This is a genomic window from Longispora fulva, from assembly GCF_015751905.1.
GTDB classification, from domain to species: domain Bacteria; phylum Actinomycetota; class Actinomycetes; order Mycobacteriales; family Micromonosporaceae; genus Longispora; species Longispora fulva.
Window position 1 is genome coordinate 3,873,522 of record NZ_JADOUF010000001.1, and the last position, 24,945, is coordinate 3,898,466.

Annotated in this window: 26 protein-coding genes; 11 read left to right on the forward strand and 15 right to left on the reverse strand. The window is 72.6% G+C overall.

The features are described from left to right. Positions 1-196 precede the first annotated feature (196 nt). From IW245_RS17105 to IW245_RS17115, 3 genes are all read right to left on the reverse strand, one after another. Positions 197-832, reverse strand: a complete 636-nt coding sequence (locus IW245_RS17105) for a hypothetical protein (RefSeq protein ID WP_197004171.1) — start codon at positions 830-832, stop codon at positions 197-199. Between the two features lie 185 nt (positions 833-1,017). After that, entirely contained in the window at positions 1,018-1,746 is a 729-nt protein-coding gene (locus IW245_RS17110) for a hypothetical protein (RefSeq protein WP_197004172.1), read from the reverse strand. Beyond that, entirely contained in the window at positions 1,746-2,291 is a 546-nt protein-coding gene (locus IW245_RS17115) for a SigE family RNA polymerase sigma factor (RefSeq protein ID WP_197004173.1), read from the reverse strand. The genes IW245_RS17110 and IW245_RS17115 overlap by 1 nt, the downstream gene beginning before the upstream one ends. A 140-nt stretch (positions 2,292-2,431) precedes the next feature. Between IW245_RS17115 and idi the strand changes: the two genes are divergently transcribed. After that, a complete protein-coding gene (gene idi, locus IW245_RS17120) occupies positions 2,432-2,968 on the forward strand; it encodes an isopentenyl-diphosphate Delta-isomerase (RefSeq protein ID WP_197004174.1) in 537 nt (178 codons plus the stop codon). A gap of 109 nt (positions 2,969-3,077) precedes the next feature. Here the strand turns inward: idi and IW245_RS17125 are convergent, their stop codons facing one another. After that, a complete protein-coding gene (locus IW245_RS17125; RefSeq protein WP_197004175.1) occupies positions 3,078-3,791 on the reverse strand; it encodes a PIG-L deacetylase family protein in 714 nt (237 codons plus the stop codon). Between the two features lie 164 nt (positions 3,792-3,955). Between IW245_RS17125 and IW245_RS17130 the strand changes: the two genes are divergently transcribed. The 4 genes from IW245_RS17130 to IW245_RS17145 all read left to right on the forward strand — a co-directional run bounded on the left by IW245_RS17130 (position 3,956) and on the right by IW245_RS17145 (position 8,557). Continuing rightward, positions 3,956-5,008, forward strand: a complete 1,053-nt coding sequence (locus IW245_RS17130; RefSeq protein ID WP_197004176.1) for a prenyltransferase — start codon at positions 3,956-3,958, stop codon at positions 5,006-5,008. A 212-nt stretch (positions 5,009-5,220) separates the two neighbouring features. After that, a complete protein-coding gene (locus IW245_RS17135) occupies positions 5,221-5,577 on the forward strand; it encodes a VOC family protein (protein ID WP_197004177.1) in 357 nt (118 codons plus the stop codon). Between the two features lie 23 nt (positions 5,578-5,600). Beyond that, positions 5,601-7,991, forward strand: a complete 2,391-nt coding sequence (locus IW245_RS17140) for an ATP-binding cassette domain-containing protein (RefSeq protein ID WP_197004178.1) — start codon at positions 5,601-5,603, stop codon at positions 7,989-7,991. Between the two features lie 89 nt (positions 7,992-8,080). After that, positions 8,081-8,557, forward strand: a complete 477-nt coding sequence (locus tag IW245_RS17145) for a hypothetical protein (RefSeq protein WP_197004179.1) — start codon at positions 8,081-8,083, stop codon at positions 8,555-8,557. On the opposite strand, the gene IW245_RS17150 is transcribed toward IW245_RS17145, so the two are convergent. Both IW245_RS17150 and IW245_RS17155 read right to left on the reverse strand, forming a co-directional pair. Next, complete coding sequence (locus IW245_RS17150) at positions 8,520-9,170, reverse strand: YidC/Oxa1 family membrane protein insertase (protein ID WP_197004180.1); 651 nt, start codon at positions 9,168-9,170, stop codon at positions 8,520-8,522. The two genes, IW245_RS17145 and IW245_RS17150, sit on opposite strands and share 38 nt — an antisense overlap. Positions 9,171-9,372: 202 nt before the next feature. Beyond that, positions 9,373-9,657 carry a DUF6412 domain-containing protein gene (locus IW245_RS17155; protein ID WP_197004181.1) on the reverse strand — a complete coding sequence of 95 codons (285 nt, stop codon included), beginning with the start codon at positions 9,655-9,657 and terminating at the stop codon, positions 9,373-9,375. A 113-nt stretch (positions 9,658-9,770) separates the two neighbouring features. Between IW245_RS17155 and IW245_RS17160 the strand changes: the two genes are divergently transcribed. Further along, a complete protein-coding gene (locus IW245_RS17160; protein WP_197004182.1) occupies positions 9,771-11,075 on the forward strand; it encodes a DUF2252 domain-containing protein in 1,305 nt (434 codons plus the stop codon). Between the two features lie 93 nt (positions 11,076-11,168). Here IW245_RS17160 and arfB read toward each other — a convergent pair whose 3' ends face one another. The 6 genes from arfB to IW245_RS17190 form a co-directional block, all read right to left on the reverse strand. Beyond that, positions 11,169-11,594 carry an alternative ribosome rescue aminoacyl-tRNA hydrolase ArfB gene (gene arfB / locus IW245_RS17165; protein WP_197004183.1) on the reverse strand — a complete coding sequence of 142 codons (426 nt, stop codon included), beginning with the start codon at positions 11,592-11,594 and terminating at the stop codon, positions 11,169-11,171. A 196-nt stretch (positions 11,595-11,790) separates the two neighbouring features. Beyond that, a complete protein-coding gene (locus IW245_RS17170; RefSeq protein ID WP_197004184.1) occupies positions 11,791-12,363 on the reverse strand; it encodes a copper resistance CopC family protein in 573 nt (190 codons plus the stop codon). A gap of 79 nt (positions 12,364-12,442) precedes the next feature. Next, the gene (locus IW245_RS17175; RefSeq protein ID WP_197004185.1) at positions 12,443-13,225 is read right to left on the reverse strand and encodes an HAD-IIA family hydrolase; all 783 of its coding nucleotides are present in this window, start codon (positions 13,223-13,225) and stop codon (positions 12,443-12,445) included. Positions 13,226-13,309: 84 nt separating this feature from the next. Then, positions 13,310-13,630, reverse strand: coding sequence for a hypothetical protein (locus IW245_RS17180; RefSeq protein WP_197004186.1), 321 nt, complete (start codon positions 13,628-13,630; stop codon positions 13,310-13,312). A gap of 331 nt (positions 13,631-13,961) precedes the next feature. After that, a complete protein-coding gene (locus IW245_RS17185; protein WP_197004187.1) occupies positions 13,962-14,162 on the reverse strand; it encodes a DUF397 domain-containing protein in 201 nt (66 codons plus the stop codon). A gap of 27 nt (positions 14,163-14,189) precedes the next feature. Continuing rightward, a complete protein-coding gene (locus IW245_RS17190; protein WP_197004188.1) occupies positions 14,190-15,059 on the reverse strand; it encodes a helix-turn-helix domain-containing protein in 870 nt (289 codons plus the stop codon). 117 nt (positions 15,060-15,176) lie between these two features. Here IW245_RS17190 and IW245_RS40760 point away from each other — a divergent pair, with 117 nt between their 5' ends. From IW245_RS40760 to IW245_RS17210, 4 genes are all read left to right on the forward strand, one after another. Next, a complete protein-coding gene (locus IW245_RS40760) occupies positions 15,177-15,947 on the forward strand; it encodes a (2Fe-2S)-binding protein (protein ID WP_197004189.1) in 771 nt (256 codons plus the stop codon). 136 nt (positions 15,948-16,083) lie between these two features. Next, positions 16,084-19,158: a type 2 lanthipeptide synthetase LanM family protein gene (gene lanM, locus IW245_RS17200; protein WP_197004190.1), complete on the forward strand. Its 3,075-nt coding sequence runs from the start codon at positions 16,084-16,086 to the stop codon at positions 19,156-19,158. A gap of 24 nt (positions 19,159-19,182) precedes the next feature. Next, positions 19,183-19,413: a hypothetical protein gene (locus IW245_RS17205; protein WP_197004191.1), complete on the forward strand. Its 231-nt coding sequence runs from the start codon at positions 19,183-19,185 to the stop codon at positions 19,411-19,413. Between the two features lie 118 nt (positions 19,414-19,531). Then, positions 19,532-22,426, forward strand: a complete 2,895-nt coding sequence (locus IW245_RS17210; protein WP_197004192.1) for a helix-turn-helix transcriptional regulator — start codon at positions 19,532-19,534, stop codon at positions 22,424-22,426. Positions 22,427-22,468: 42 nt separating this feature from the next. Here the strand turns inward: IW245_RS17210 and IW245_RS40765 are convergent, their stop codons facing one another. Together IW245_RS40765 and IW245_RS17220 are read right to left on the reverse strand one after the other, a co-directional pair. Beyond that, a complete protein-coding gene (locus IW245_RS40765) occupies positions 22,469-22,660 on the reverse strand; it encodes a YegP family protein (RefSeq protein ID WP_197004193.1) in 192 nt (63 codons plus the stop codon). A 45-nt stretch (positions 22,661-22,705) separates the two neighbouring features. After that, positions 22,706-23,467: a hypothetical protein gene (locus IW245_RS17220; protein WP_197004194.1), complete on the reverse strand. Its 762-nt coding sequence runs from the start codon at positions 23,465-23,467 to the stop codon at positions 22,706-22,708. 56 nt (positions 23,468-23,523) lie between these two features. Between IW245_RS17220 and IW245_RS17225 the strand changes: the two genes are divergently transcribed. After that, positions 23,524-23,973 carry a MarR family winged helix-turn-helix transcriptional regulator gene (locus IW245_RS17225; RefSeq protein WP_197004195.1) on the forward strand — a complete coding sequence of 150 codons (450 nt, stop codon included), beginning with the start codon at positions 23,524-23,526 and terminating at the stop codon, positions 23,971-23,973. Positions 23,974-23,980: 7 nt separating this feature from the next. Here the strand turns inward: IW245_RS17225 and IW245_RS17230 are convergent, their stop codons facing one another. Beyond that, positions 23,981-24,886, reverse strand: coding sequence for a LysR family transcriptional regulator (locus tag IW245_RS17230; RefSeq protein ID WP_197004196.1), 906 nt, complete (start codon positions 24,884-24,886; stop codon positions 23,981-23,983). Positions 24,887-24,945: the final 59 nt, after the last annotated feature.

The window sequence follows — 24,945 nt, forward strand, 5'->3', positions numbered from 1 at the left end:
TGGGTCGACGGACCACGGCCCGCCAGCTGAGGAGGCGGCGGGCCGTGGCGCGTGGAACGGGTCCTTCGGTGGGAGGCCAGGAACCCGTTCCTGTCCAGCGGGGCCGCACGGCGGCCCGGGGTGATACAGCCAGGCGGGCCTGGGTCCTACAGCCCGGCGAGGCCCGGGGTCCTACTGCCGGGCGGTCCCGGGGTTGCTACAGCCCGGCGGCCAGGGCCGTCAGGAGCGGCGTGAGCTGGTCGGCGCCTGGGAGGGGCAGACCGTTCGGCACCGTGTTCGGCAGGCCCTCGACGACCGGGACACCACGGAGCTTCGCGCTCGCCGAGAACGCCACCCCGTCCGCCCGGACGAGGCGCACGACGCCCCCCGCCTCGGTGGGCACGGTGTTCACGTCCGGCGCGCCCGGGGAAGCCACCACGGTGACGGTCGCCTCGGCGGAGCCGGCCTTGGCGAGCACCCCGGTCACGGTGAGCTTGTCGGCGTCGCAGGCGGCCGTGACCTGGGCGCCGGGGAACCGGTCCTTGAGCGCCGCTGTGGCCTTCTCCGCCGCGGCCCCGCAGTTCCAGGTCTTCGGCAGGCCGGTCGGCAGCGGCGGGACACCGGTCGGGACGGCCGTGGGCAGCACCGTCGGCAGGGCGGTGGGGAGGGCGGTGGGGAGGGGCAGGTCCGGGGTGCTCGGCAGCGCGGTGGGGACCGGGACCTTGGCGGAGGTGGGCACGATGTCCATGGCGTGCGCGGTCACGGCGACCCCACCGGCCAGCGCCACAGCCACGGCTCCCATGAGGACCCCGCGCGTCAGCCAGCCCCGACCTGCGACCTTGTCGTTGTTCACAGCGTTCCCTTCGTCTACGTGTCGACCCTTTCACCACATAGGTGCGAGGTGACCGCGTCAGGGGTTGCCCGGCGTCGCGATATTTCCAGACTTTTTTGGATACCGGCCGCAACTTCCTCACAACATCGTCGTTACCAGCACTTTCCGGGCGGCCCGGGCTCCGGCTCCGGCTCCGGCTCCGGGGATCAGACCTTGCCCGCCAGGGCCAGCGCGACGCCCCGCAACTGCTCCGGGGACGACATCGGCACCGGCCCGCTCCACAACCCCTCGACCTGGGTGGACACGGAGATGATCGTGCCGTCCGCCCGGCCCAGCCGTACCTCGGACATCGCCACGCCCCACACCCCGAGCGGGCCGAGCGGGGTGTCCTCGCAGCGCACTGACTGGCCGGGCGCGCACACCGAGCCCGCCGCGCCCCGGCTCACCTCGACCGTCGTCGTCACCTTCGTCGGTCCGCTGCGCCCCGTCGTGACCAGCACCTTCAGGGTTCCGCCGGCACACGTGACCACGGCGTCCGCACCGCCCTGCTGGGCGAGGAACGCCGTCACCGCCGTTCCGGCCGCGGCACAGTCCCAGGCGCGCGCGCTGGGCGACCGCGACGGGGCCGGCTTCGAGGCCGTGGGGCCGGTCGGGCGGGCGGTGGGCGGCGCGCTGGTCCGCGGCACGCTGGACCACGGGGCGGCGATCGCCGGGCTGGGCGGCGGCGGGTCGGGGGCGAACCCGCCGCTCAGGGCGTACGCCGTGGCGCCGGCCCCGCCGACGGCCACCGTGGCGGCGAGCCCGGCAAGCAGGGCACGCAGGCCGAGGCGTCGGCGGGCGTGTCGCCGGCCGGCGGCGTACAGCGCTGCGGCGTCCAGCCGGGACGGCGGCGCGGGGGTCGAGCCGACCTCGTTGAGCAGCCTCTCCACGTCCATCAGATCGCCTCCCACGTCGGTCGGGTGTCCACCAGGTCACGGACGCCGCCGAGGGCGACCCGCAGCGCGGCGAGCCCCTTGGCGGTCTGCGACTTCACCGTGCCCTGCGAGACCCGGAGCACCTCGGCCGTCTCGGCGACGTCGAGGCCCTCGTAGTACCGGCAGACCAGGACGGCGCGCTGCCTTCTGGGCACGCTGCGTAATGCTTCCACCACGGCCACCCGGGTGGCCACGGCGTCCCCGCCGTCGTCCACCGGCGGGGGCTCGGGCGGCGCGGCGGCCGTCAGTTCCCGCCTTCGCCAGGCCCGACCGGTGTCCGCGATGTACGCCCGCACCAGGCAGGTGCGCACGAACGCGTCCAGCGCCTGCCGGTCGCGCACCGTGTGCCAGCCGGCCGCCAGCCGCACGAACGCCGCCTGGGCCAGGTCGTCCGCCCGGTGCCAGTCGCCGCACAGCACGTAGGCCGTGCGGCGCACGACGTCGCGGCGCGCCGTGAAGTACGCGGTGAAGCCTTCCAGTCCGTCGCTGTCCGCCAGCGCCCTCACCTCCCCCACCGGTGTAGGTGCCGGACGGTTACCCGATCGGTTGCCCGGGTGTCGGATATTTTTCACCCCGCCCTAGGCGGGTCGATCTGGTCCGGAAGGATAGCCTTTGGGCGCAACCGAGACCCGAGGAGACGCCCTACATGATCATGGTCGAGCTCGTCGACGAGGCCGGCACCCCCACGGGCGAGGCGGAGAAGCTCGCCGCGCACGTCGCCCCGGGGCGGCTGCACCGCGCGTTCTCCGTCTTCCTGTTCGACGCCGAGGGGCGGATGCTGCTGCAACGCCGCGCGGACGGCAAGTACCACTCTCCGGGGGTGCTCTCCAACGCGTGCTGCGGGCACCCGCTCGTCGGCGAGGACCCCGCGGTGTCCGCCGCCCGGCGCACGGTCGAGGAGCTGGGGGTCGAGCCGCCGGAGCTGACCCCGGCCGGCACGGTGACCTACCACCTGGAGCTGGCCGACGCGATGACCGAGCGGGAGTACAACCACCTGTTCGTCGGGCGGCTGACCGGCGCGTGCCGACCGGACCCGGCGGAGGTGTCGGAGGTGCGGTTCGTGACCCGCCCGGAGCTGGAGGCGCTCGGCGCGGACGCGCTGTCGCGGTGGTTCCCGGTGGTGTGGGCTGCGGCGAGCGCCGCGCTGCCGGCGGACCTGGCTACCTGGCGCCCGGCCCCCTGAGCCCACGCCCGACCTCTCCCGCGACGACCCGGGTCTTCCCGCGCCCGGGCGGCCACCGCTGCCCGGGCGCAGGCAGATCACGCGCGATCAGCGGCACCGGCCGCGCCGGCTAGAACGCGATCAGCTCGAACGGGCACGCCGGCACGCCGCCGAACCGCTCCGCCGTCCGCGCCGCCATCCCGCGCAGGAATCCGTCGGCGTCCCCCAACGGCGAGTCCCCGAGCCCGCGCAGGTACGCGTCGTGCGCCCGCAGCGACGCCACCGACACGTCCAGGGTCGCGCCGATGTCCACGGCGTGCCCGGCCTCCGGCGAGCCGCTGACCAGGACCATCCGCACCCCGCCCCACGCGGGGCCGGCCTCCGGGAAGATCCACTCGTTGCCGGCGTCGCCGACGGCGTCCAGCACGGCCTCGCCGACGTTGCGGTGGTCGGGCGTGTTGCGGTTCCCGAACGGCCAGGTCGTGCGGTGGTTCAACGTGATCAGCACGTCCGGCCGGTGCCGGCGGATCGCCGCCGTGATGTCGCGGCGCAGCGGCACCCCGTACTCGATGACGCCGTCGGGGTGGTCCAGGAACTCGACGGTGTCCACGCCGACGAGGCGCGCGGAGGCGACCTGCTCGGTGGTGCGCAGCGGCGCGCACTCCGCCGGGGGCAGCCCGGCGATCCCGGCCTCGCCCCGGCTGGCCATGACGTAGCCGACCCACTTGCCCTGGGCGGTCCAGCGGGCGACGGCCCCGGACGCGCCGTACTCCAGGTCATCGGGGTGCGCCACGACGGCGAGCGCCCGGCCCCAGTCCTCGGGAACGATCTCGTAGTCGGCCACTGGTACTCCCCCGCTCGCTCGACGACTCCCCAGGAAGCATAGGCGCCGGCTTCGGGGAGGACGGGGCACTTTCCCGGGTCTGGCGCCGTCGGGCCCGGCGTACCCGTCGGGCCCTTGATCCGGAGAGCTACCCTTTCGGCCAGCTACGGGGAAAGGGACCGTCCATGTCCGACAGTGTCGTCACGCGCGCGGACCGGGTGCGCGGGTTCGTCCGGCTCGCCCGACTCAAGTTCCTGCTCTACAACGTGCTCCCGGTCGGCCTGGGCGCCGCGGTCGCCGTGGGCGCCGGCCACCGCCTGGACCTGCGGTGGTACGCGGTCGCCCAGGTCTTCGCCTGGCTGGTGCACCTGATGACGCACTACTGCAACGAGTACTTCGACCTGGAGGCCGACCGGGCCAACGTCTACTTCACACCGTGGACGGGCGGCAGCCGGGCCCTGGTCGACGGCCTGGTGGACCCGGTGACCTCGTTGGGCGCGTCGTTCCTGCTGTGCGCGGCGGCCGCCGGGCTCGTGGTGGCGATGCCGACCTGGCAGGCCCGGGTCCTTGGCGCGACCACTGTGGCGCTGGCCTGGTTCTACACCGCCCCGCCGCTGCGGTTCAACTACCGGGCCCTGGGCGAGGCGACGGTCGCGGTGATCCTCAACGGACTGTGGCCATCGGTGGCCGCTGTCCTGATCGCCGGCGCCGTGCCGTGGACCCTGCTGGCGATCCTCGCCCCGACGGCCCTGCTGCAGGCGGTGCGGATGATGGTGATGAACCTGGGCGACCGGGTGTCCGACGCCGCGGTGGGCAAGCGGACGATCCCCGTCATCATCGGGCACGACCGGTCGGTGGCCGTGATCTGCGGGGCGCAGGTCGTGGCGTACGCCGGGCTGACGGCCCTGGCCATGGCCGGTCGGGTGCCGTGGCTGGTCTGGCTCGCGATGGTCGGCACCGCGCCGCTGTCCGTGCTGCTGGTCCGCCGGCTGCTGCGGGGCGACATGCGCGAGGTCGTGGCGGCCCGGATGACGCCGGTGGTGTTCCTGGCCTCCAACCACGTGTCGCTGGTGGTGGGAGCCGCGCTGGCCGGCGTCCTCGTCGACATCGCGGTCCGCGACGGCTTCGGCCGCGACGTCGCGGTCCTCACCGGTGTCCTCGCCGCCTACGCGGCCCTGTTCGCCCACCGCCTGTGGCTGGCCGCCCGGGCCAGGTCCGCACAATCAAGATCCGCATAGGGTTACGGAGGGGCCCGACCCTGTCCTGTCGGCAGTCCGGGGCCCCGGGCGACGCTGGCCCCACGTTCCGGGGGCGGTTCCCGGTGGGTGGCGGAGCAGGACGCCGGACCGATCAGGATTCGAGAAGCGCCGGTCACCTGGGTCACCTAGAGTGACTGCTGAGATCGACACATCCCGCCGGGTCGAGGTGACCCACGATGTGAGGAGTGACCATGACCGGTTCTTCCACCCAGGGAATCAGGACCGTGCTGCACCCGGTGACCGACCTGGCGGCGGCCAAGGCGGTGTACACCGCCCTGCTCGGCGTCGAGCCCCAGGCCGACGGGCCCTACTACGTCGGCTACGACGTCGAGGGCCAGCACATCGGGCTCGTGCCGGCCGGCGGGCCGCAGGGCATGACCTCGCCGGTCGCCTACTGGCACGTACCGGACATCGAGGCGAAACTCGCCGAGGTGACCGCCGCTGGCGCCACGGTGAAGGAGGCCGCCCGCGACGTCGGCGGCGGCCGCCTCGTGGCCACCTTCACGGATCCGGACGGCAACGTCCTCGGCCTCCTCCAGGACCCCTGAATCCCCCCACAGATGGAGACAGAATGAGCAAGGCCGCGAAGGCGGGTTCACAGTCACCGGCGCAGCACCATGCCGACAGCCACGATCTGATCCGCGTGCAGGGCGCGCGGGTGAACAACCTCAAGGACGTCAGCGTCGAGCTGCCCAAGCGCCGGCTGACGGTGTTCACCGGCGTCTCCGGCTCCGGCAAGAGTTCGCTGGTGTTCAGCACGATCGCCGCGGAGTCCCAGCGGATGATCAACGAGACCTACAGCGCCTTCGTGCAGGGCTTCATGCCGACGCTGGCCCGCCCGGAGGTCGACGTCCTCGAGGGACTGACGACCGCGATCATCGTCGACCAGCAGCGGATGGGCGTCGACCCCCGCTCCACGGTCGGCACCGCCACCGACGCCAACGCGATGCTGCGGATCCTGTTCAGCCGGCTCGGGCAGCCGCACATCGGCTCGGCCCAGGCGTTCTCCTTCAACGTCGCCTCGGTCAGCGGGGCCGGCGCCATCACGCTCGAACGCGGCGGGCAGACCGTGAAGGAGCGGCGCAGCTTCACCGTCACCGGCGGCATGTGTCCGCGCTGCGAGGGCCGGGGCACGGTCACCGACTTCGACCTGACAGCGCTGTACGACGACAGCCTGTCGCTCAACGAGGGCGCGCTCACGATCCCCGGCTACAGCGTCGACGGCTGGTACGGCCGCATCTTCAGCGGCTGCGGCTTCTTCGACCCGGACAAGCCGATCCGCGGGTTCACGAAGAAGGAGCTGCACGACCTCCTCCACAAGGAGCCGACCAAGATCAAGGTCGACAACATCAACCTGACGTACGAGGGCCTGATCCCGAAGATCCAGAAGTCGATGCTCTCCAAGGACAGGGAGGCGTTGCAGCCGCACATCCGGGCGTTCGTGGACCGGGCGATGACGTTCTCCGCGTGTCCCGACTGCGGCGGCACCCGGCTCAGCGAGGCCGCCCGGTCGTCGAAGATCGGCGGGATCAGCATCGCCGACGCCTGCGCGATGCAGATCAGCGACCTGGCGGAGTGGGTACGCGGCCTGGACGAGCCGTCCGTCGCCCCGCTGCTGGCGACGTTGGGGGCGACCCTCGACTCGTTCGTGGAGATCGGGCTGGGCTACCTCTCGCTCGACCGCCCGTCGGGCACGTTGTCGGGCGGCGAGTCCCAGCGCACCAAGATGATCCGGCACCTCGGGTCAGCGCTCACCGACGTCACCTACGTCTTCGACGAGCCGACGATCGGGCTGCACCCGCACGACATCCAGCGGATGAACACCCTGCTGCTGCGGCTGCGCGACAAGGGCAACACCGTGCTCGTCGTGGAGCACAAGCCGGAGACCATCGCGATCGCCGACCACGTCGTCGACCTCGGCCCCGGTGCCGGCGTGGCCGGCGGCGAGGTGGTGTTCGAGGGCGGTGTCGCCGGACTGCGGGCCAGCGGCACCCTCACCGGTCGCCACCTCGACGACCGGGCCGCCCTCAGACCGACGGTCCGCACGCCCACCGGCACGTGGGAGATCCGGGGCGCGACGGCGAACAACCTGCACGACGTCGACGTCGACATTCCGCTCGGCGTGCTCGTGGTCGTGACCGGCGTGGCGGGGTCGGGGAAGAGCTCGCTGATCCACGGCTCGGTGTCCGGCCGGGACGGGGTGGTGTCGGTCGACCAGGCCCCGATCAGGGGCTCGCGGCGCAGCAACCCGGCGACGTACACCGGGCTGCTCGACCCGATCCGCAAGGCGTTCGCGAAGGCCAACGACGTGAAGCCGGCACTGTTCAGCGCCAACTCCGAGGGCGCCTGCCCCACCTGCAACGGGGCCGGCGTCATCTTCACCGACCTGGCGATGATGGCCGGGGTCGCGACCACCTGCGAGGAGTGCGAGGGCAAGCGGTTCCAGGCCGACGTCCTGGAGTACACGTTCGGCGGCCGCGACATCAGCGAGGTGCTCGCGATGTCCGTCACCGAGGCGGAGGCGTTCTTCGGGGCCGGCGAGGCGAAGACCCCGGCGGCGCACCGGATCCTCGACCGGCTCGCCGACGTCGGCCTCGGCTACCTCACCCTCGGCCAGCCGCTCACCACCCTGTCCGGCGGCGAACGCCAGCGGGTCAAACTGGCCACCCACATGACGGAGAAGGGCGGCGTCTACGTCCTCGACGAGCCGACCGCCGGCCTGCACCTCGCCGACGTCGAGCAACTCCTCGGCCTGCTCGACCGGCTCGTCGACTCCGGCAAGTCGGTCATCGTCATCGAGCACCACCAGGCGGTCATGGCGCACGCGGACTGGATCGTCGACCTCGGCCCGGGCGCCGGTCACGACGGGGGCCGGGTCGTCTTCGAGGGCCCGCCCGCCGACCTGGTCGCGGCGCGTTCCACTCTCACGGGCGAGCACCTCGCGGCGTACGTCGGCGGCTGACCGCCTCCGTCGTCGCCCGCCCCGTTCCGGCTCACCGGGGCGGGGCGGGTCCGCCCTCGCACGGCCGGCCGCCGACTACCATCCGGGAGGTGGCGGCAGTGGCAGCGGGAACGTTTCGTCGGACACCGATCGAGCGATCGGACCAGCTGGTCTCCTGGGAGCGGGCGGACCAGGCCTTCTTCGCGTCCGGAGCGTGTCACATCCTCGCCTGGGTCTGCCGGGACCTCCACACCGACCAGCCGATCGAGGTGGCGTCGATGCGCTTCGCCGGCGAACGGCCGCTCCTGCACACGTACGCGGTCTGGGGCGACTGGGCCTTCGACCACTCGGGCTGGAATCCCGAGCGGCGACTACTGGCGGCCAACGCCGACTTCGAGGGCCGCCCGCTCGAACGGGTCCTCATCACGGTCGGACTCGACGAGTTCTGCGCGCGGCACCACCACCGGCTGCCGGACCAGTACTGGAGCGACCCGCGCCCGCGCGCCCTGGAGTACGCGGGTCGCCATGTCCCACCCTGGCGGACGGGCGTCAGCCCCAGAAGTGGCGAGGGGCCGTGGTCTGGGTGACCGTCCAGGCCGTGGTCGTGACCAGGTAGAGGCTCGCGGCCAGGGGCAGGAAGAGCGCGGTGACCACTGACGCGTACGGCATCACCCGGGACAGGGCGCCGACCACGCCGGTCGGCCGGGGCCCCGCCGGGCGCAGCAGGCGCGACGACGCGAACCCGACGGCGACCAGCAGGGCGATCAGCGCCGCGAACACGAGGACGTGGGGGCCGGTGGCCGTGGTGAGGTGCGTGCCGAGCGGTACCCCGAAAAGGGTCTTCTCCAGCAGGGTGTTGGGGTGCCCGCCGACCCTCGGGGACACGAACAGCTGGTAGAGGCCCATGAACACCGGGATCTGGACGAGCATCGGCAGGCAGCCGCGCAGTAGGCCGCCGCCCTCGGCGCGGGCCAGTTCCCCGACGGCGGCGCGGTCCTCGCGCACCTCGGCGAGCTTGGCGAACACGCTGATCCGCCGCAGGTCCGCACGGTGCTGGGCGAACGCGACCGGCAGGAGACACAGCCGGACGGCGAGCGTGCCGAGGACGATCGCCGCGGCGGTGGCCGCGGTGCCGAACGGGGTGGCCGCCCAGGTGGCGAGGGTGCTGATCAGGTCGAACGCGATGCTGGACGGGGACATGACGGTACCTCCGGAGTCGATGGGGGACCCGCCGGGCGCGGGGCCGGCGGGGACAGGTGTGGCGGGCGTGGGTGGGCTCAGCGTGCCGCCATCCGGCAGCCGACCCCGCGCGGGCACGCGGACGGGCAGGCTTCCGTGCGCGGAAGGCCACGCATGGCGGGCCGCAGGCGGGAACCGGGAACGGGCGAGGTTGTGGGCGGCGTCAGGCCGCTGACGGGGCCCTGGGCCTGGGCCGACCGGCCGTGCCGGGATCGCCCTGCCGGACGAACTCCACCGGCCGGGCCCGGTGTCGCCCCGCCCCGGCCAGCGCGGACGCGGCGACGGGGGCGACGGCGAACCGGCTCGCGAGGAGCGCCACGCACAGGGCCGCCACGGTCAGCGCGACCGTGGCGGCGAGTCCGACATGTCCGCCGACCAGCGCCTCGGCCAGCAGCACGAGGCCGAGCGACGGGATCACGGAACGCGGCACGCCGACAAGTGTACCCATCGCCACCACCTTGACATTTGCCCGTTTCGTCACCCTCCACTGTCGGGGGTCGGTCACCGGAGGGCTGGCGGAGTGGGGGTACCGTGGCACCGGCTGACACCGGGGAGGGTGACATGACGCAGGATCGGGCCGCGCGGATCGTGGACGTGATGACCGCGGAGTTCGGCGAGCTGATGGCCGCCGACCCGGCGGCGTTCCGGCGCAAGTTCCGCAAGATGGCGGCGTCCCCGTTCGCGTTCTACCGGGGCACCGCCTGCCTGCTGTACGCGGACCTGGCCGACGACGACCCCTCCGCGAAGTTCCTCGACCCGCGCACCAGTCGGGTGTGGATCCACGGCGACCTGCACGCGGAGAACTTCGGCTCGTACATGAACGCGCACGGCGTGCTCGTGTTCAACGTCAACGACTTCGACGAGGCGTATGTCGGCCCGTTCTCCTGGGACGTGCTGCGGTTCTCGGCGAGCGTGGCCCTGATCGGGTACGCCAAGGCACTCTCCGACGACGTGATCAGCCGCCTCGTGACGGCGTACGCGCGCAGTTACCTCACCGAGCTGCGCGCCCTGGCCGCCGGCGGGGACGACGCGATCGGCTCGCTCACCCTGGACAACACCGAGGGCCCGCTGCGCGACGTGCTGCAGAAGGCCCGGCTGAACACCCGGGTGGCGCTCCTCGACGAGCAGACCGCCATCGTCGACTACGAGCGCCGCTTCGCGATGCGCGACGGGGTGTACGAGGTGGACGCCGCCACGCGCGCCCGGGTCGAGGAGGCCTTCGGTGCGTACCTGGCGACGCTGCCGCCCGGGCGGTTGGAGCGGCCGGCGGAGTACCGCATCAAGGACATCGTGCTGCGCAAGGGCGTGGGGATCGGGTCGGCCGGGCTGCCGTCGTACAACCTGTTGTTGGAGGGGCACACCCAGGCCCTCGAGAACGACGTCGTCATCTACATGAAGCAGGGCCAGGTGCCCGCCGTCAGCCGGGTGATCGAGGACCCGCGGGTCCGGGCGTACTTCACGGATCAGGGCCACCGCACCGCCGAGTCGCAGCGGGCACTGCAGGCGCACGCCGACCAGTGGCTCGGGCACACCCAGCTCGGCGGCGTCGGCCAGCTGGTCGCCGAGGTGTCGCCGTACGCGGCGGATCTCGACTGGGCCGAGATCAGCGAGCCGGAGGACCTGGCGCAGGTGATCACGTACCTGGGGCGGGCCACCGCGCGGATGCACTCCGTCGCCGACGACGAGTCGAGCCACGACCTGGTGGACTTCTCGACGGAGGAGGCGATCGTGGCGCAGGTGGACAACGATCCGGAGGGGTTCGTGGCGATGTTGGTGGACTTCGCGCACTCCTACGGGGCCCGGGTCCGCGCCGATCACCAGATCTTCGTCGACCTGTTCCGCAACGGCCGCCTCCCGGGGATCTAGCCGCCCCTCGGGGCCCTGCCGGCGCCCCGCAGGGGTCTGCCGCCGGGCCCTCGTCGAGGTCGCGCGGATCCGACGTCCCGCCGCGTCTGGGCCCTACTCGCCGCGGTCGCGGCGGCTCTTCTTGATGTCCGCTCGCGCCTTCTTGTTCCGCAGCCGGGCCTGGATCGCCCCCCGGGGGATCTTCGTCGGCCGACGGGGAGCCGCCGGCGGGGCCAGCGCGTCGGCCAGGAGGTTGACGAGCCGCGCCTCGGCCGCGCGCCGGTTCTGCAGTTGGCTGCGCTGCTCGGAGGCGACGATGACCAGCGAGCCCTCGATCAGCCGGTCGCCGAGGCGGTCGAGGGCCCGGGCCTTGAGGTAGTCCGGGATGGCTGTGGAGTTGACCAGGTCGAAGCGCAGTTCGGCCTTGGAGTCGGCGGTGTTCACCGACTGGCCGCCCGGGCCGCCGGACCGGCTGAACTTCCATTGGAGTTCGGCCCGGGGCAGCGCCACCGTGCCCGTCACCCGCAGTCGATCTTCCACGCGAGCATGATGTCAGGTCCGGCGGCCCTGGCCCAGGGCGGGCCGGAAGCCGGGCCCCGACACCGTCGAGGACCACGGTCGCGTGCCGGGGCAGAGTGGCCCCGGCCCGGGTCGCACACCGGGCGCCGACGCCGCGAGGGCCAGCCTCGCGTTCCCGGGGCAGGGCCGCGACCCGTGGCCGCGGCCCCTGAGCTGGCTAGGCCGACCCGGACCTGCGGCGGCCGAGGGCGAGGCCGCCGCCGAGGACGACGAGGACGGCCAGGCCGACCAGCACCCAGACCCAGGCAGGGGTGCCCTCGTCCTTCTTGTCCGAGCCGGTCGGGGCCGCCTGGGTGGCGGGGGGCGCGACCGAGGCCTGCGGGTCCTTCACCGGGGACGTGGTCGCCGGAGCGGCGGTCGGCTTGTTGCCGGCGGTCGCGGTGAACGTGAAGCTGTCGGTGACCGGGTCACCGTCGTCGCTGACCAGCTTGTACGTCACCGTGTACTTGCCCGGCGCGCCCGGCCGGACCTTGACGACCACGGACATGCCGTCGATGGAGGACGGGTCACTGGCAGGGGCGCCGTCGGGGCCGGTCACGGTGACCGTGGTGGTCGCCGGGTCCAGCTTCTCCTCGAAGGTCAGCGTCACGGAATCCGGCGGGGTCGGCAGCGTGGCGTTGGCCGCCGGGGTGCTGGACTTGAGCGTGTTGTGCGCTGAGGCGGGGCCGGCGAGGGCTCCGACACCGACCAGCGCCGCGATGGTGATCACGGCGGCACGACGAAGCCACACGGGCGTTCTCCTCTGGTACCAAGGGAAGGGTTTCCGGGGTTATAGTCGCCCGCGGACCCGCCCTGGTTCCCGGCGGGGGCTACTTGACGTAGCTCACGAGGTCCGCGACAGAGTCGACGACCTTGGATGGCCGGTACGGGAAGCGCTCGATCTCGTCGGGCTGGGTGACCCCGGTGAGCACCAGGAACGTGCGCAGGCCTGCCTCGATGCCGCACAGCACGTCGGTGTCCATCCGGTCACCGATCATGGCCGTGGTCTCCGAGTGCGCCTCGATCTTGTTCAGCGCCTCGCGCATCATCAGCGGGTTCGGCTTGCCGACGAAGTACGGGTCGACGCCGGTCGCCTTCGTGATCAGGGCCGCGACGGAGCCGCAGGCCGGCAGCGCGCCCTCGGGGGCCGGGCCGGTGACGTCCGGGTTGGTGGCGATGAACCGGGAACCGTCGTTGATCAGGCGGATCGCCCGGGTGATGGCCTCGAACGAGTAGTTGCGGGTCTCGCCGAGCACCACGTAATCGGGTTCGGTCTCGGTGAGGACGTAGCCGGCCTCGTGCAGGGCGGTGGTCAGGCCGGCCTCGCCGATCACGTACGCCGACCCGTTGGGCCGCTGGGCGTCGAGGAACTGGGCCGTGGCCAGCGCGGACGTCCAGATCGACTCCTCGGGCAGGTCGATGCCCGTGGACAGCAGCTTGGCCCGCAGGTCGCGCGGGGTGTAGATGCTGTTGTTGGTCAGGACCAGGAACCGGCGGCCGGACTCGCGCAGCGCGGCGATGAACAGGTCCGCCCCGGGGACCATGTTGCCCTCGCGGATCAGGACGCCGTCCATGTCCGTCATCCAGGTCTCGATCGGCTTGCGCTCCGTCATGACGATCATGCTAGCGGTAGGTGACCCCTCGGGCGCGGATCGCTCCCGGCTGGTGGGATCGCGGCGACGCAGGTCACGGCGGGGTCAGCCCCTGGGCATGATGTCCACGCCCCGGTGCTCGGCGTGCACGACGATCGCCCGGTACAGGTCGGCGAAGACCAGGGGGTGGCACTGCTCGGGCACCCCTTCGATCAGCTCGGGGGCGTGTCGACGGGCGTCGGTGAGCACCATGAGTTCCAGCACGCTGGCGACCGTCCCGCCGGGACAGCAGCCGGCCGCGCAGTGGTACACCCGGGTCAGGGTGCCGGGGCGGACGTCGGCGTCCATCGCCGCGGAGCACGCGCCACAGAAGACCAGGCCGCGCAGGGTCCACAGGTCGGTGCGGGCCGCGGCCGCCGTGGTCACGACATCCCTCCCGCCACCCGGAGGGACGCGGCCGGCGCGCTGGGGGGAGCCGCCGGCCGCATCCCACCCCGGGCCCGATGGGCGGTCACGGGAGGCGGGGACGACAGCTTCTCCTCGGGGGTACGCCTGTCCGCCCGACTGCAGATGATCACGGAGATCCTCCTGGCTGCATGTCCCACTGGATGCTTCTGCGTTTTGGAACTGTTCCCCAGACTGCAACGTGGGAGTCCAAGGTCACAAGTAGCGCCGCCGGGAACACGCTCAGCGATCATCGAAGTTGGCACACAGGGCCGGCACCCCGAGGGGTACCGGCCCTGTGGACGGTCGGGAATCAGACCGGGAACGCGCCACTCTGGACGCGTCCCACGAAGGTGGCCCACTCGTCGACCGTGAACTCCAGGAGCGGACCGGTCCGGTCCTTGGTATCCCGGACCCCGACCGCGCCGTCGTGGCCGAACGCCACCTCCACGCAGTCCGGGGTCGCGCTACCGCTCTTCGTCGACTTCCGCCAGTTGTCGTACCTGTCCATCACGCCCACGCGCCTTCCTGCTCCGGCGGCTCACGCGCCGGCCTTCGCGAGACTGGCGATGTGCGCCGCGCTTCTCGATGGGGACAGTGCCCCCTCGGTGAGCCGCTCGAACAGTTGGGCATAGGGGGCCACCTCGTCAGCATCCCCTGACACGACGTCCGCCGTCAGGTTATCCGCTAACAGGACAACTGGGTCATTCGGGTCGGAAAAGGAGAACAGATTGTAGGGGCCGCGGGGCACGTACACGGAGATCACATCGATCTCGATCGGCAGCACCCTGATCGTGACCTGCGGGTGTTCGCACATCCGGGCCAGGTGTCCCAACTGCTCGCCCATCGTGGCCGGCGGGACGGCCAGGCGGCGCAGCGACTGCTCCTCCAGGATCACGTCCAGGGTCGGGCCGCCCGGCCGGAACACCTCCTGCTGCCGGCGGAGCCGCCCGTTGGCCGTGGCCACCGGGTCGAACGCGTGCCCGTCGGTGGCGGCCATCGTCTCGTTGCGGGCCCGGATGAAGCCCTCGGTCTGCAGGACGCCGGGGACGGCCGCCGGCTCGTACATCCGGATCGACGTCGCCCCGGCCTCCAGATCCGCCCACAGTGCCTGGCGGGGGCCCATTCCCGTGAACGCCGGCCGCTCCCACCAGCCCCGCTCCGCGCCGTCCCTGGCGACCTTGACGAGATCCATCCACCGGTCGGAGCCGGCCTCGACGCCCAGCGCCTCCAGCACCTTCATCACGTCGCCGATGTCGGGTTTGCGGGCACTGGTCTCCAGCCGGGAGATCTTCAGCCGCGAACCGCCCACGATGAGCCGGGCGAGAGCCTCGGACGTGAGGCCGGCGGCTTTGCGCAGCTCGCGGATCTCGGTGGCCAGCCGCAACCTGCGGACGTAGGGACTGGGCACGTTTCCGGCTCCGTTCTCAGGTTCGGAACTGTTCCGAAGTGGAACTCGACACGCTCCGCGAGCATACGCCGCCGGGCGTGTCGCGTCGACAACCGCGCACCATGCGAGACTCGCGAGGTGAACCCGCCGCCCTCCCCCGGGCCGGCCTCGGCCCCGTCGCCGGGCCGGAATCCCGAGCCGACATCCGCCTCCGGGCCGGAACCGGTCCCCGCGACGGCGGCGGAGGTGGTGGCCGCCCTGGCCGGTGCCGGCCGGCACAACGCGTACTTCCTGGTGGAGACCGCCGACGACGGCGCGGACGACTGGCTGCCGGTGACCGGCCTGTTCGGCGACGGCCTCGACGCCCTGCTGGCCGCCGTCGCCGACCGGCTCGGGCACGACGATCCCCGGGTCGCGGCCTCGATCGCGTTCCAGGGCTACGCCGCGAAGATCTGGTCCCCGGTCCTGGCCTCGGTCACCGAGTCCGGGGTGCTGCCGGACCTGGCCCCGGAGTCGCTGCGCTGGCGCTACCGGACCGGCGAGCCCGTGAGCCTGCTGCTGGCCCCGGCCGCGGGATGGAAGACCACAGACCCATCCGACGTGTACGAGCTGGCGGTCGACCGCCACCTCGGCCCCCTGCTGGCGGCCTTCCGGGCCCGGGTCCCCATCTCCGAACGGCTGCTGTGGGGCAACGCGGCCGCCGCGCTGGCCGGGGCGTCCCGGGTGCTCGGGCCGGCCTCGGCACCGCTGCGGTCGGCGCTGCTCGGGTCGGGTCGGCTCGCCGGGACCGTGGACGAGGGCACCGGTCTGCGGCGCACCTGTTGCCTGTTCTACCGGATCCCGGGCGGCGGCACGTGCGGGGACTGCGTGCTGCGCGGCCGGAGCCGGGCGGCGTCCACCGGGCGGTGACCGGGCTGGCCGGCCGGGTCGCGTCGCCGGAAGGCGTCCGCTGGCGGGTGGGAGATGGCGGCGCCTCCGGGCGGTGAAAAATGCGGGGGCCTGTCCCCCATGCCCGCGTCCGCGCCCTGGTGGCAGGATCTGGACCGTGACTCCCGACTGGTGGGCCCGCGGCCTGACGCTGGCCGAGCGGCTCGACCTGCCCGACGCCCCGGGCGTCGCCGGCCCGGACCGTCGACGGTTCGACCTGTGGCTGCGCGACCACCCGACGGCCGGGGAGTTCGCGGCCCGGCTCTCCGCCCTGGGCCTCGACCAGGACGGGCTGGCCGCGCTCCTGGACGAGGACCCGGTCCGGCTGGCCGGACGCTCCGAGCGTCCACAGTGGGCCGCCCTGGTCGAGGAGATCCTGGCCGGGGTCCCCGACAGTCCGCTCCTTCCGGCCGCCGGGACCGCTGCCGAGGAGGACCAGGAGTTGACCTGGGCCGAGGGGTTCGGGGCCGTGGTCGCGCCGTTCACCCGGTGGGCGTCCGCGCGGGTGGCCGCCGATCCCGCGCTGCTGGCCGCGTTCGAGGTCCGGCTGGGGCGGACCCTGATCAAGCTCGCCGCCCGGTGTCTGGTGCTCGAACTCAACGTCGCGCGGGTGTCCGGCCGGCTCACCGCCGACACCCCGGCGCGGCGGTTCGCGGAGTTCATCCGGATCGCCGCGGGACGCGAGGGGCTGGCGACGCTGCTGGCGGAGTATCCGGTGCTGGCCCGGTTGCTCGTGCGGGTGGCGGGGAACGCCGCGGACGCGTACACGGAAATTCTGCGACGGTGGGCCGGCGACCGGGAGCGGATCGTCGCCGAACTCCTCGCCGGCGTCGACCCCGGGGCCCTCGTGGCCGTCGAGGTGAGCGCCGGGGACGGCCACGAGGGCGGGCGCAGTGTCGCGATCCTGCGGTGCGAGAGCGGCGCCCGGGTCGTCTACAAGCCCCGGCCGATGGCGGTGCACCGGCATTTCACCGAGGTCGTGCACTGGCTCAACGCGCTGCTGCCCGAGCCGGGGCTGCGCCCGGTGGCCGCGGTGGAGGGCCGGGGGTACGGCTGGTCGGAGTTCGTCCCCGCCGAGCCGTGCGCGGCCCCCGACGACCTGGACCTGTTCTACCGCCGCCAGGGCGTCCTCCTCGCGCTGCTCTACGCCCTCGACGGCACGGACATCCACTACGAGAACCTGATCGCGCACGGCGCGCACCCGGTGCTGATCGACGTGGAGACCCTGTTCCATCCGGTGCTCAAGCAGGACTCCGACAGCGACCACGACCCGGCGGCCCAGGCGCTGTACTCGTCCGTGCACCGCGTCGCGCTCCTCCCCCGGATCTACGTCACCGACGCCGGGGTCCTCGACATCTCGGGGCTCGGCGGCGACCGGGGTGCGGTGTCGCCGTTCGACTCGGTGGACTGGGACGCTGCCGGCACCGACGAGATGCGGCTGACCCGCCGGCCACGGGTCTTCCGCGGCTCGCACAACCGGCCCACCCTGCACGGCCTGGACGCGGTGCCCGAGGAGTTCACCGGGGCGCTGCTGGCCGGTTTCCGCGCCGGGTACGACACGATCGTCGCGCACCGCGAGGACCTGCTGGCCCGCAACGGGCTGCTCCGCCGGTTCGCCGGGGCCGAGGTGCGGGTACTGGCCCGCACCACCCGGTGGTACGTCCGGATCCTCGACGAGAGCACCCACCCCGACGTGATGCGCGACGCCCTGGACCGCGACCGGCTCTTCGACCAGCTGTGGCTCACCGGCTCCCCCGACGCCGTCCGCCGCGCGCTGCTCCCGCACGAGACGGCCGACCTGTGGGCGGGCGACGTGCCCCTGTTCAGCGCCCGGCCGGCCGCCACCGAGCTGTGGCACGGGCCCGGCCGCCCCGTCGCGTGCCTGCCCGAGACCAGCCTCGACCGGGTGATCCGCAAGCTGCGTTCCCTGGACAGGATGGACCGCTACGACCAGGAATGGATCATCGAGGCGGCGATGCTGACCCGGGGCGCGCGCCCCGAGCACTTCGTCGGCCCGGCGACCCTCGACCAGGCTCCGTCGGCCACCCCGGACCCCGACCGGCTGCTCGCGGCCGCCCGCCGGGTCGCCGACCAGCTCGTCGGCACCGCCTACCAGGGCGACGGCCGGACCAACTGGCTCGGCCTGGAGCCGCTCGACGGGCTGCACTGGGAGATCCAGCCCCTCGGCGCCGGCCTCGCCAGCGGGTACTGCGGCCCAGCCCTCTTCCTCGCCGAACTCGCCACCCTGACCCACACCGAGCGGTACGCCGAGCTGGCCCGCCAGGCCGTCCGCCCCCTGCCGGCGATCCTCGGCGCGCTCGCCGAACACCCCCGGCACGCGGCGCTGATCGGACCGGGCGGGTTCGCGGGCTTCGGCGGCATGGCGTACGCGCTGAGCCGGCTGGCGACCCTGCTCGACGACCCGGAGCTGCTCGGCTGGGCGGAACAGGCCGTGCACCTGACGGCGAGCGCCGTCACCGACGGGATCGACCCCGGGGTGTACACCGGGGTGGCCGGCGGGCTGGCCGCGATGGTCGCGGTGCACCGGATCACCGGGTTCGACGCGGCGTGGAAGACGGCGGGGGCGTGCGCCGACTGGCTCCTGGCCCGGCGCGCGCGGGCCGGTGTCGGCTTCGCGGCCGGGTTCCCCGGCGGGGGCGGGTTCGCCGACGGGTCGACCGGGATCGGCTGGGCCCTGATCCGGTACGCGGCGGCCGGCGGCGGCGTCGGCTACGAGGAGGCCGGACTGGCCGCGCTGCGGGCCGGCGTGGCCACGGACCCCGACCCGGGCGGGCCGTCGCACTGCCACGGACTCACCGGGGCCGGCATCGCCGCGGCGGAGGCCCTCGGAAGCGTCGAGGATCCGACACTTCGGGCCCTGGTGCGCCGGGCGGTGGCGGCCGTCGCGGATTACGGGCCACTGCCCAACCACAGCCTGTGCCACGGTGAGCTGGGCGTTCTCGAACTGTTGACGGCGGCGGCGGACCTGGGTCATCCCTGGGCGTCGGCGCTGCGGGTACGGCGGGCGGGGGCGTTGTTGGCCTCTCTGGACCGTTCCGGGCCCCGTTGCGGTACCCCGGAGGGTATTGCCACGCCCGGGCTACTGGCGGGACTGGCCGGGATCGGGCATGGTGTACTTCGCCTCGGCTTCGCGGACAAGGTCCCGTCCGCGTCGTTACTGCGGTCGAGGTGAACGGGGTCCCAGAAAGGCACTGCCATGCTCAACGCCGAGCTGATCCGCTCCTGGAAAGACCCTTTGTCCCGGTTGGGCGACGTGGGCCATCCGGCGGGAACGATCATTCTCGAAGAGGCCCCGCTCGCCGGCGCACGCGCTCGGATGCTGGCCGGAAAAGCGCTCAATGGCCTGAGTCATGAGAACACGTGGACCGTGTCGTTCTGCTGCCGGGACCTCGCTGATTCCGGCGATGACGACTGGTGGTCCTGGTAACGAAGAAAACGGACAATCGCCGGAAGGCTCGCCGATCGTCCGTCGCGATTGTCCATGACCTGAACGAATCGGCTCTCTCCGGTCCACGTTGCGGGTGTTTCGTGGGTAGCCTGCCCAGATGCAGATAAGTTCGCCGGTGGTCGTCGGGCGTGAGCAAGAACTGGCACTCCTGACGGCCAGAATCCGGGGAGCGGGACAGGGCGCCGGGCGCGCGGTGTTCCTGGTGGCGGACGCGGGACTGGGCAAATCCCGTCTCGCCAATGAGGCCGCCTACCGGGCATTCGGCATGGGAATGCCGGTGTTGCGTGGCCGGGCGAGCTCCACGGGAACGATGATGCCGCTCCGGCCTCTCACGGAGGCCGTGGCCTCCCTGCTCCGCGCGAGCGGCCCACCGAACAGCCCCGAGCTTGAGCCATACCGGTCCGCCCTCTCGACATTCATTCCTGAATGGCGCACAGGGGCGACCCATTCCCCGAGCCTTGTGGAGCTCGCTGAGGCTCTGCTCCGACTCCTGGGCATCATCGGGCGCGCCACCGGTTGCCTTCTCATCCTCGAGGACCTGCACGACGCGGACGCGGAGAGCCTGTCGGTTATCGAATATCTGGTCGATAATGTCCGAGACCTTTCTGTTCTCCTACTCGCTACGTCGCGGCCCCAGGCGTGCCCCGCACTGGACCTGGCCCGATCCGCCGCCCAGCGCCGCGCCGCCGAGCTCCTCGAACCCGCCGCGCTGACCCCCGCTGAGGTCAGATCCCTGACGGCCGCCTGCCTTGACACGAGCCCGGCCACCGTTCCCGGCCAGGTGATCGACCGACTCACGCACGACGCCGACGGCAATCCGTTCGTCGTCGAGGAGTTGCTCGCTGCGATGATCAGTTCCGGCGCGCTTCGTCGCGTCCAAGGATCGTGGCAGCTCGCGGGGGTGCTGGACGCCAACATCCCAAACACGGTGGTCCGCAGCGTGTCGGACCGCGTGGACCGCCTCGGCGGCCAGACCCGGCAGCTGCTGCACATCGCCGCGGTTCTCGGCCAGCGCTTCCCACTGCCCGTGTTGCAGGCGGTATCCGGCCTGGACGACCGCAGCCTCCTCGGGCACCTGCGAGCAGCCACGGACGCCCAGCTCATCGTCCCGGATACGGCACTGGCCGACTGGTACACGTTTCGACACGCTCTGACGGCGGACGCTCTTCTTGTCGAGATGATGCCTACCGAGCGCTCGCGGATCGCCCAGCGCACCGCCGACACCATGGAAGCCCTTCATCAGGTACTGCCCGAGGGCTGGCCACAGCTCGTCGCCGAACTACGGATCACCTCCGGCCAGCACCCGGCCGCGGCGGTGCTACTGGCCGACGCGGGCCGCCGGACTCTGGCGGCGGGCTCGAGCCGGTCGGCCCTGGCGCTGTTGGACCGAGCGCACCAGCTGGACCCCACTCCGGAGATCCTCGCCTCCCTGATCCACGCGCTCGCCGAGGGCGGCCAACTGGACCGCGCCCTTGAACTCGTCAACCACCTGACGCCCACTGCCGTCCGTCAGGACGAGGCCAACGAACGCGCGAGCCTGCACAGCCGGCTCGCTTACGCGGCCATCATGGCCCGACAGTTCGATGACGCCGTATCGCAGGTCGAGTCCGCCCGCCGGATTCTCGGTCCGGACGCGGGACCGGAGCAGATGGCCACCCTGGATGTCGTCGAAGCCCGGCTGATCTTCAACCTGCCCGGCGACCGGGACGAGCGGCTGGCGACAGCCAACCGGCTCGCGCGGCGCGCTGCGGAGATCGCCGAGCGGGAGGCGCTGCCCGAGGTCGCGTGCCAGGCGTGGCAGCTCCTGTCCAGCCTGGCGCGGTCCGAGGGCTACGAGGTCGCCGACGCGTGGTTGGAGCGCATCCTGTCCGCAGCGGAGGAGCACAATCTCCCGGCTTGGCGCATCGACGCCCTGATGCGGCTCGGCGTCAACGAGTTCCTGCGCACGGGGACCGTCTCCCGGCTTCACCAGGGGCGACGGGCCGCCCAGCAGTTGGGCTCCATCGTGTTGGGCCTGTCTACCGAGGTCAGCCTCGGGTTGCCCTATGTGATGTGCGGTGATTTCGTCGCAGCCGCTGATGTTCTGGAACGCTGCGAGAGCCCCACATTCCGGATGCAGAACCTGGGAGAGCTCCAGACGGTTCAGGTGTCTCAGGCCATGCTGGCGGCACACCAGGGGCAACGTCGCAACATGGACGACGCCCTGAAGCGGCTCCGCGACAGCGAGGGCAAGCTCTCGCCCAACAAGACTCTCGTCCTCGGGATGTGCCGGGCTGTGTGCGCGCTGCTGGAGGAGGATCCCGGGTTGGCGGCCCAGGAGCTCGATGAGGCACTCGCGTGGGAGTTGGCCAATCCGACCGTGTACTACCTTACCGGGCGGTACGGGCTGCGGTTGTTGGTGGAGGTCGTCGCCGGGCGGGCCGGGTGGGGGGCGCACGACGAGGTGGTCGAGGCGCCCACGTCGACGTTGCGGTGGAACCAGCAGTTCGTGTTGTTCGCGCGGGCCATCCTGCACGGCAGGTCCGGGCGGCCGGTCGAGGCCGCCGAGGCGTTCGAGGCGGCGGTGGAGGCGGCGGCGGTGTTCCCGATGGCCGCGCACCTCGGGCGGCGGCTCGTGGCGGAGGCCGCCATCGTGGACGGCTGGGGGGAGCCGGCGGTCTGGCTGCGGGCCGCTGAGGAGTACTTCCACACCGCCGAGGTGCCGGCGGTGGCCAGCGCGTGCCGGGCGTTGTTGCGCCGGGCCGGGGCGAGTGCGGTGCAGCGGCGGGCCGGGCGGGACCAGATTCCGGCGGAGTTGCGGGCGTGCGGGGTGACGGTGCGCGAGTTCGAGGTGTTCGAGCTGCTCGCCGATCATCCGGGCAACCAGGGCATCGCGAAGCGGTTGTACATCTCGCCGCGGACCGTGGAGAAGCATGTCGCGAGTCTGCTGGCCAAGACGGGGCACCCGGACCGGGCGGCGCTCAGCGGCTTCGCCCGCCAGCTGCTGGCGTGACGAAGGGCCCCGCGGTGGCGGGGCCCCGTGTCGCATCCGTGGTCAGGCCGCGGCGGCCGTCATGTCGACCACCTTGGCCTCGGCCGCGTTGTTCTTGACGGACTCGACGCCCTTCAACGCGCTGGCCTTGGTCTCGTACGCCTCACCGACCGCGATGATCTCGCCGTTGCCGGCCTTGAGCCGGAACCGGTACTTGCCCGCCTTGTCCTCGTACACCTCGAACTTGCCAGCCACGAACCCACCCCCGACAAAACGGAATAGTGCTATTAAAACCACATTTTACCGGATTACGGCGAGCAGCACGGCGAAACTGGCGACGAGGTAGCAGGTGGCGGCCACCGTCACGATCCGGTGCCGGACGGACTCGCGCCAGCGGGTGCCCGACAGCAGCCAGACCAGGGCCGGCAGCACGAGGATCGCGTGCAGGGTGATCGCGTGCGCCGGCTTGAGGGCACCGGCCGTGGTGTAGGCGAGGTGCGGGTTCCCCGCGTACACCGCCGTCACGCCGCGCACGATCATCGCCGCGCCGATGCCGAGGGCCGCCATCAGGAGCACGAGGCCGACCCGGACGGCGAGCCGGGTGGAGCGCGACACGGCCGGGTTGGCGCGGAAAGAGACCGCTGTGAGCGTGCCGTAGATCGTGACCAGGGCGAACCCGCCCGCGGCCAGGGTCTGCGAGATCACGGTGTTGAGCGGGGTCTCCATGTTGAAGTGCGACGGCACGTGCCGCCAGGCCTGCAGCGACACCAGGGCCACCTCGACCACGCAGGCGACGGTCAGCGCGCCGAGCAGCCGGCGACGGGTCCGCTCGGCGAGGGGCAGGGTCGTGGCCACCCAGGCGGTGCTGATCAGGGTGAGGCCGAAGGACAGGCCGAAGGTGGTCGGTTTGCGCCAGGACAGCGGGCCGGCCCAGGGGCGGTCGTCGAGGAGGAACACGACGGCGTGCGCGGCGCCCCAGAGCATCAGGACGGCGCCGACCAGGTACGCGGTCCGCTCGATCGGGCGGCCCGCTGTCCAGTACCGGCGCAGGGGGCGAGTCATGTCGCTCATGTAATCGTTTAGATCATGTAACGATTTCGCGATGGTAACCTTTTCGGGTGACGAACGCATTCCTGCTGGCCCAGCTCGGCGCGTACGCGACCGGGCGGTTCGCCGAGCGCATCGGCGAGCTGGGCCTGACCCCGCCCCTGACCGGCATGCTCCGGGCCATCGCCGCCACCCCGGCGATGAGTCAGCAGGAGCTGGCCGGACACCTGGGGATGCCGCCGAGCCGGCTCGTCGCGTTCCTCGACGACCTAGAGGGCCGGGGGCTGATCGAGCGCCGGCAGAATCCAGCCGACCGGCGACAGTCGGCGCTGTACGCGACCGCGCACGGCACGGACACCCTGCGGGCCGTCGGCGACGTGAGCCGGGCGCACGACGAGGACATCACGGCGCCGCTGAGTCCGGCCGAGCGCGAGCGGCTCGCGGCGCTGCTCGGCCGGATCGCCGCGCACCACGGTCTCACGGAGGGCGTGCACCCGGGGTACCGGACGGTCAGACACTGAGGTCCCGTCAGCGGCCCAGGCGGCGCAGGCTCGCCGCGTACACCTCGGCGGCCCAGCGGGGCAGGCGGTCGGCGTACTCGGCGAGGGGGCCGTGCCGGTTCCACGCGACCAGGTGCCGCATCCGCAGCGGCTCCCCCGTCAACGGCCGGACCACCACGCCGCCGCCCGGCTCGAACGTCGCCTGGCACGGCGACAGCGCCAGTCCCCTCGCCAGCAGCTCCGGCAGGGGACGCAGCGCGCCCACCTCGTGCGGGACCCGGGGCGTGAAGCCGAACTCGTGGCACACGCCGTGGAAGTACTCCGGCCAGCCGGCTCCGTCCGGCGGGGGCAGCACCCACGGCTCGGCGGCCAGGTCGGCCAGGGACAGCGCGGCGCACCGGGCCAGCCGGTGGTCGGCACCGAGGGCCACGTGCACCGACTCGTCGGCGACGATCCGCCAGTCGACGCCCGGGGTGGGCCGCAGTTCGTACCCCGGGTAGTCGACGACGGCGGCCAGGTCGAGCCGGCCCATGCCGACGAGGTCGACGAGCAGCCGGGGCGAGTGCTCGGCGTGCAGCTCGATCTCCACTCCGGACAGTGCCGTGCCCAGCCGGTCGGCGAGCCCGACGAGGATCGGGCCGGACACACCGCCGAGCCGGACGGCGCGCCGGCCGAACCCCGCCGGGCCGTGCCGCAGCCGGTCGGTGTCCGCGAGGATCGCCCTGGCCCTGACCAGCACGTACTCCCCGTACGCCGTCGGGACGCAGCCGGTGCGGTCCCGGGTGAACACCGCGCCGCCGAGGAGCTTCTCGATCCGTTGCAGCTGGGCCGACAGCGCCGGCTGGGTGGTGCCCAGCGTGGCCGCGGCCCGGGTCAGGCTGCCGGCCGCGCTGATCGTGCACAGTGCCCGGAGGTGGCGCAACTCGAGATCCATACTGTGAAGGTTATGGATATCTGGGATGGGCGCCCAGCGTGACAGCGGGCCATAGTGGG

Excerpts from the sequence above, each read along its gene's own strand:
- IW245_RS17110 (WP_197004172.1), bottom strand. The coding sequence starts at position 1,746 with ATGGACGTGGAGAGGCTGCTCAACGAGGTCGGCTCGACCCCCGCGCCG.
- IW245_RS17130 (WP_197004176.1), top strand. The coding sequence starts at position 3,956 with ATGTCCGACAGTGTCGTCACGCGCGCGGACCGGGTGCGCGGGTTCGTC.
- IW245_RS17175 (WP_197004185.1), bottom strand. The coding sequence starts at position 13,225 with ATGACGGAGCGCAAGCCGATCGAGACCTGGATGACGGACATGGACGGC.
- IW245_RS17135 (WP_197004177.1), top strand. The coding sequence starts at position 5,221 with ATGACCGGTTCTTCCACCCAGGGAATCAGGACCGTGCTGCACCCGGTG.
- IW245_RS17220 (WP_197004194.1), bottom strand. The coding sequence starts at position 23,467 with ATGACTCGCCCCCTGCGCCGGTACTGGACAGCGGGCCGCCCGATCGAG.
- IW245_RS17140 (WP_197004178.1), top strand. The coding sequence starts at position 5,601 with ATGAGCAAGGCCGCGAAGGCGGGTTCACAGTCACCGGCGCAGCACCAT.
- IW245_RS17160 (WP_197004182.1), top strand. The coding sequence starts at position 9,771 with ATGACGCAGGATCGGGCCGCGCGGATCGTGGACGTGATGACCGCGGAG.
- IW245_RS17210 (WP_197004192.1), top strand. The coding sequence starts at position 19,532 with ATGCAGATAAGTTCGCCGGTGGTCGTCGGGCGTGAGCAAGAACTGGCA.
- IW245_RS17205 (WP_197004191.1), top strand. The coding sequence starts at position 19,183 with ATGCTCAACGCCGAGCTGATCCGCTCCTGGAAAGACCCTTTGTCCCGG.
- IW245_RS17155 (WP_197004181.1), bottom strand. The coding sequence starts at position 9,657 with ATGGGTACACTTGTCGGCGTGCCGCGTTCCGTGATCCCGTCGCTCGGC.
- IW245_RS17230 (WP_197004196.1), bottom strand. The coding sequence starts at position 24,886 with ATGGATCTCGAGTTGCGCCACCTCCGGGCACTGTGCACGATCAGCGCG.
- idi (WP_197004174.1), top strand. The coding sequence starts at position 2,432 with ATGATCATGGTCGAGCTCGTCGACGAGGCCGGCACCCCCACGGGCGAG.
- IW245_RS17150 (WP_197004180.1), bottom strand. The coding sequence starts at position 9,170 with ATGTCCCCGTCCAGCATCGCGTTCGACCTGATCAGCACCCTCGCCACC.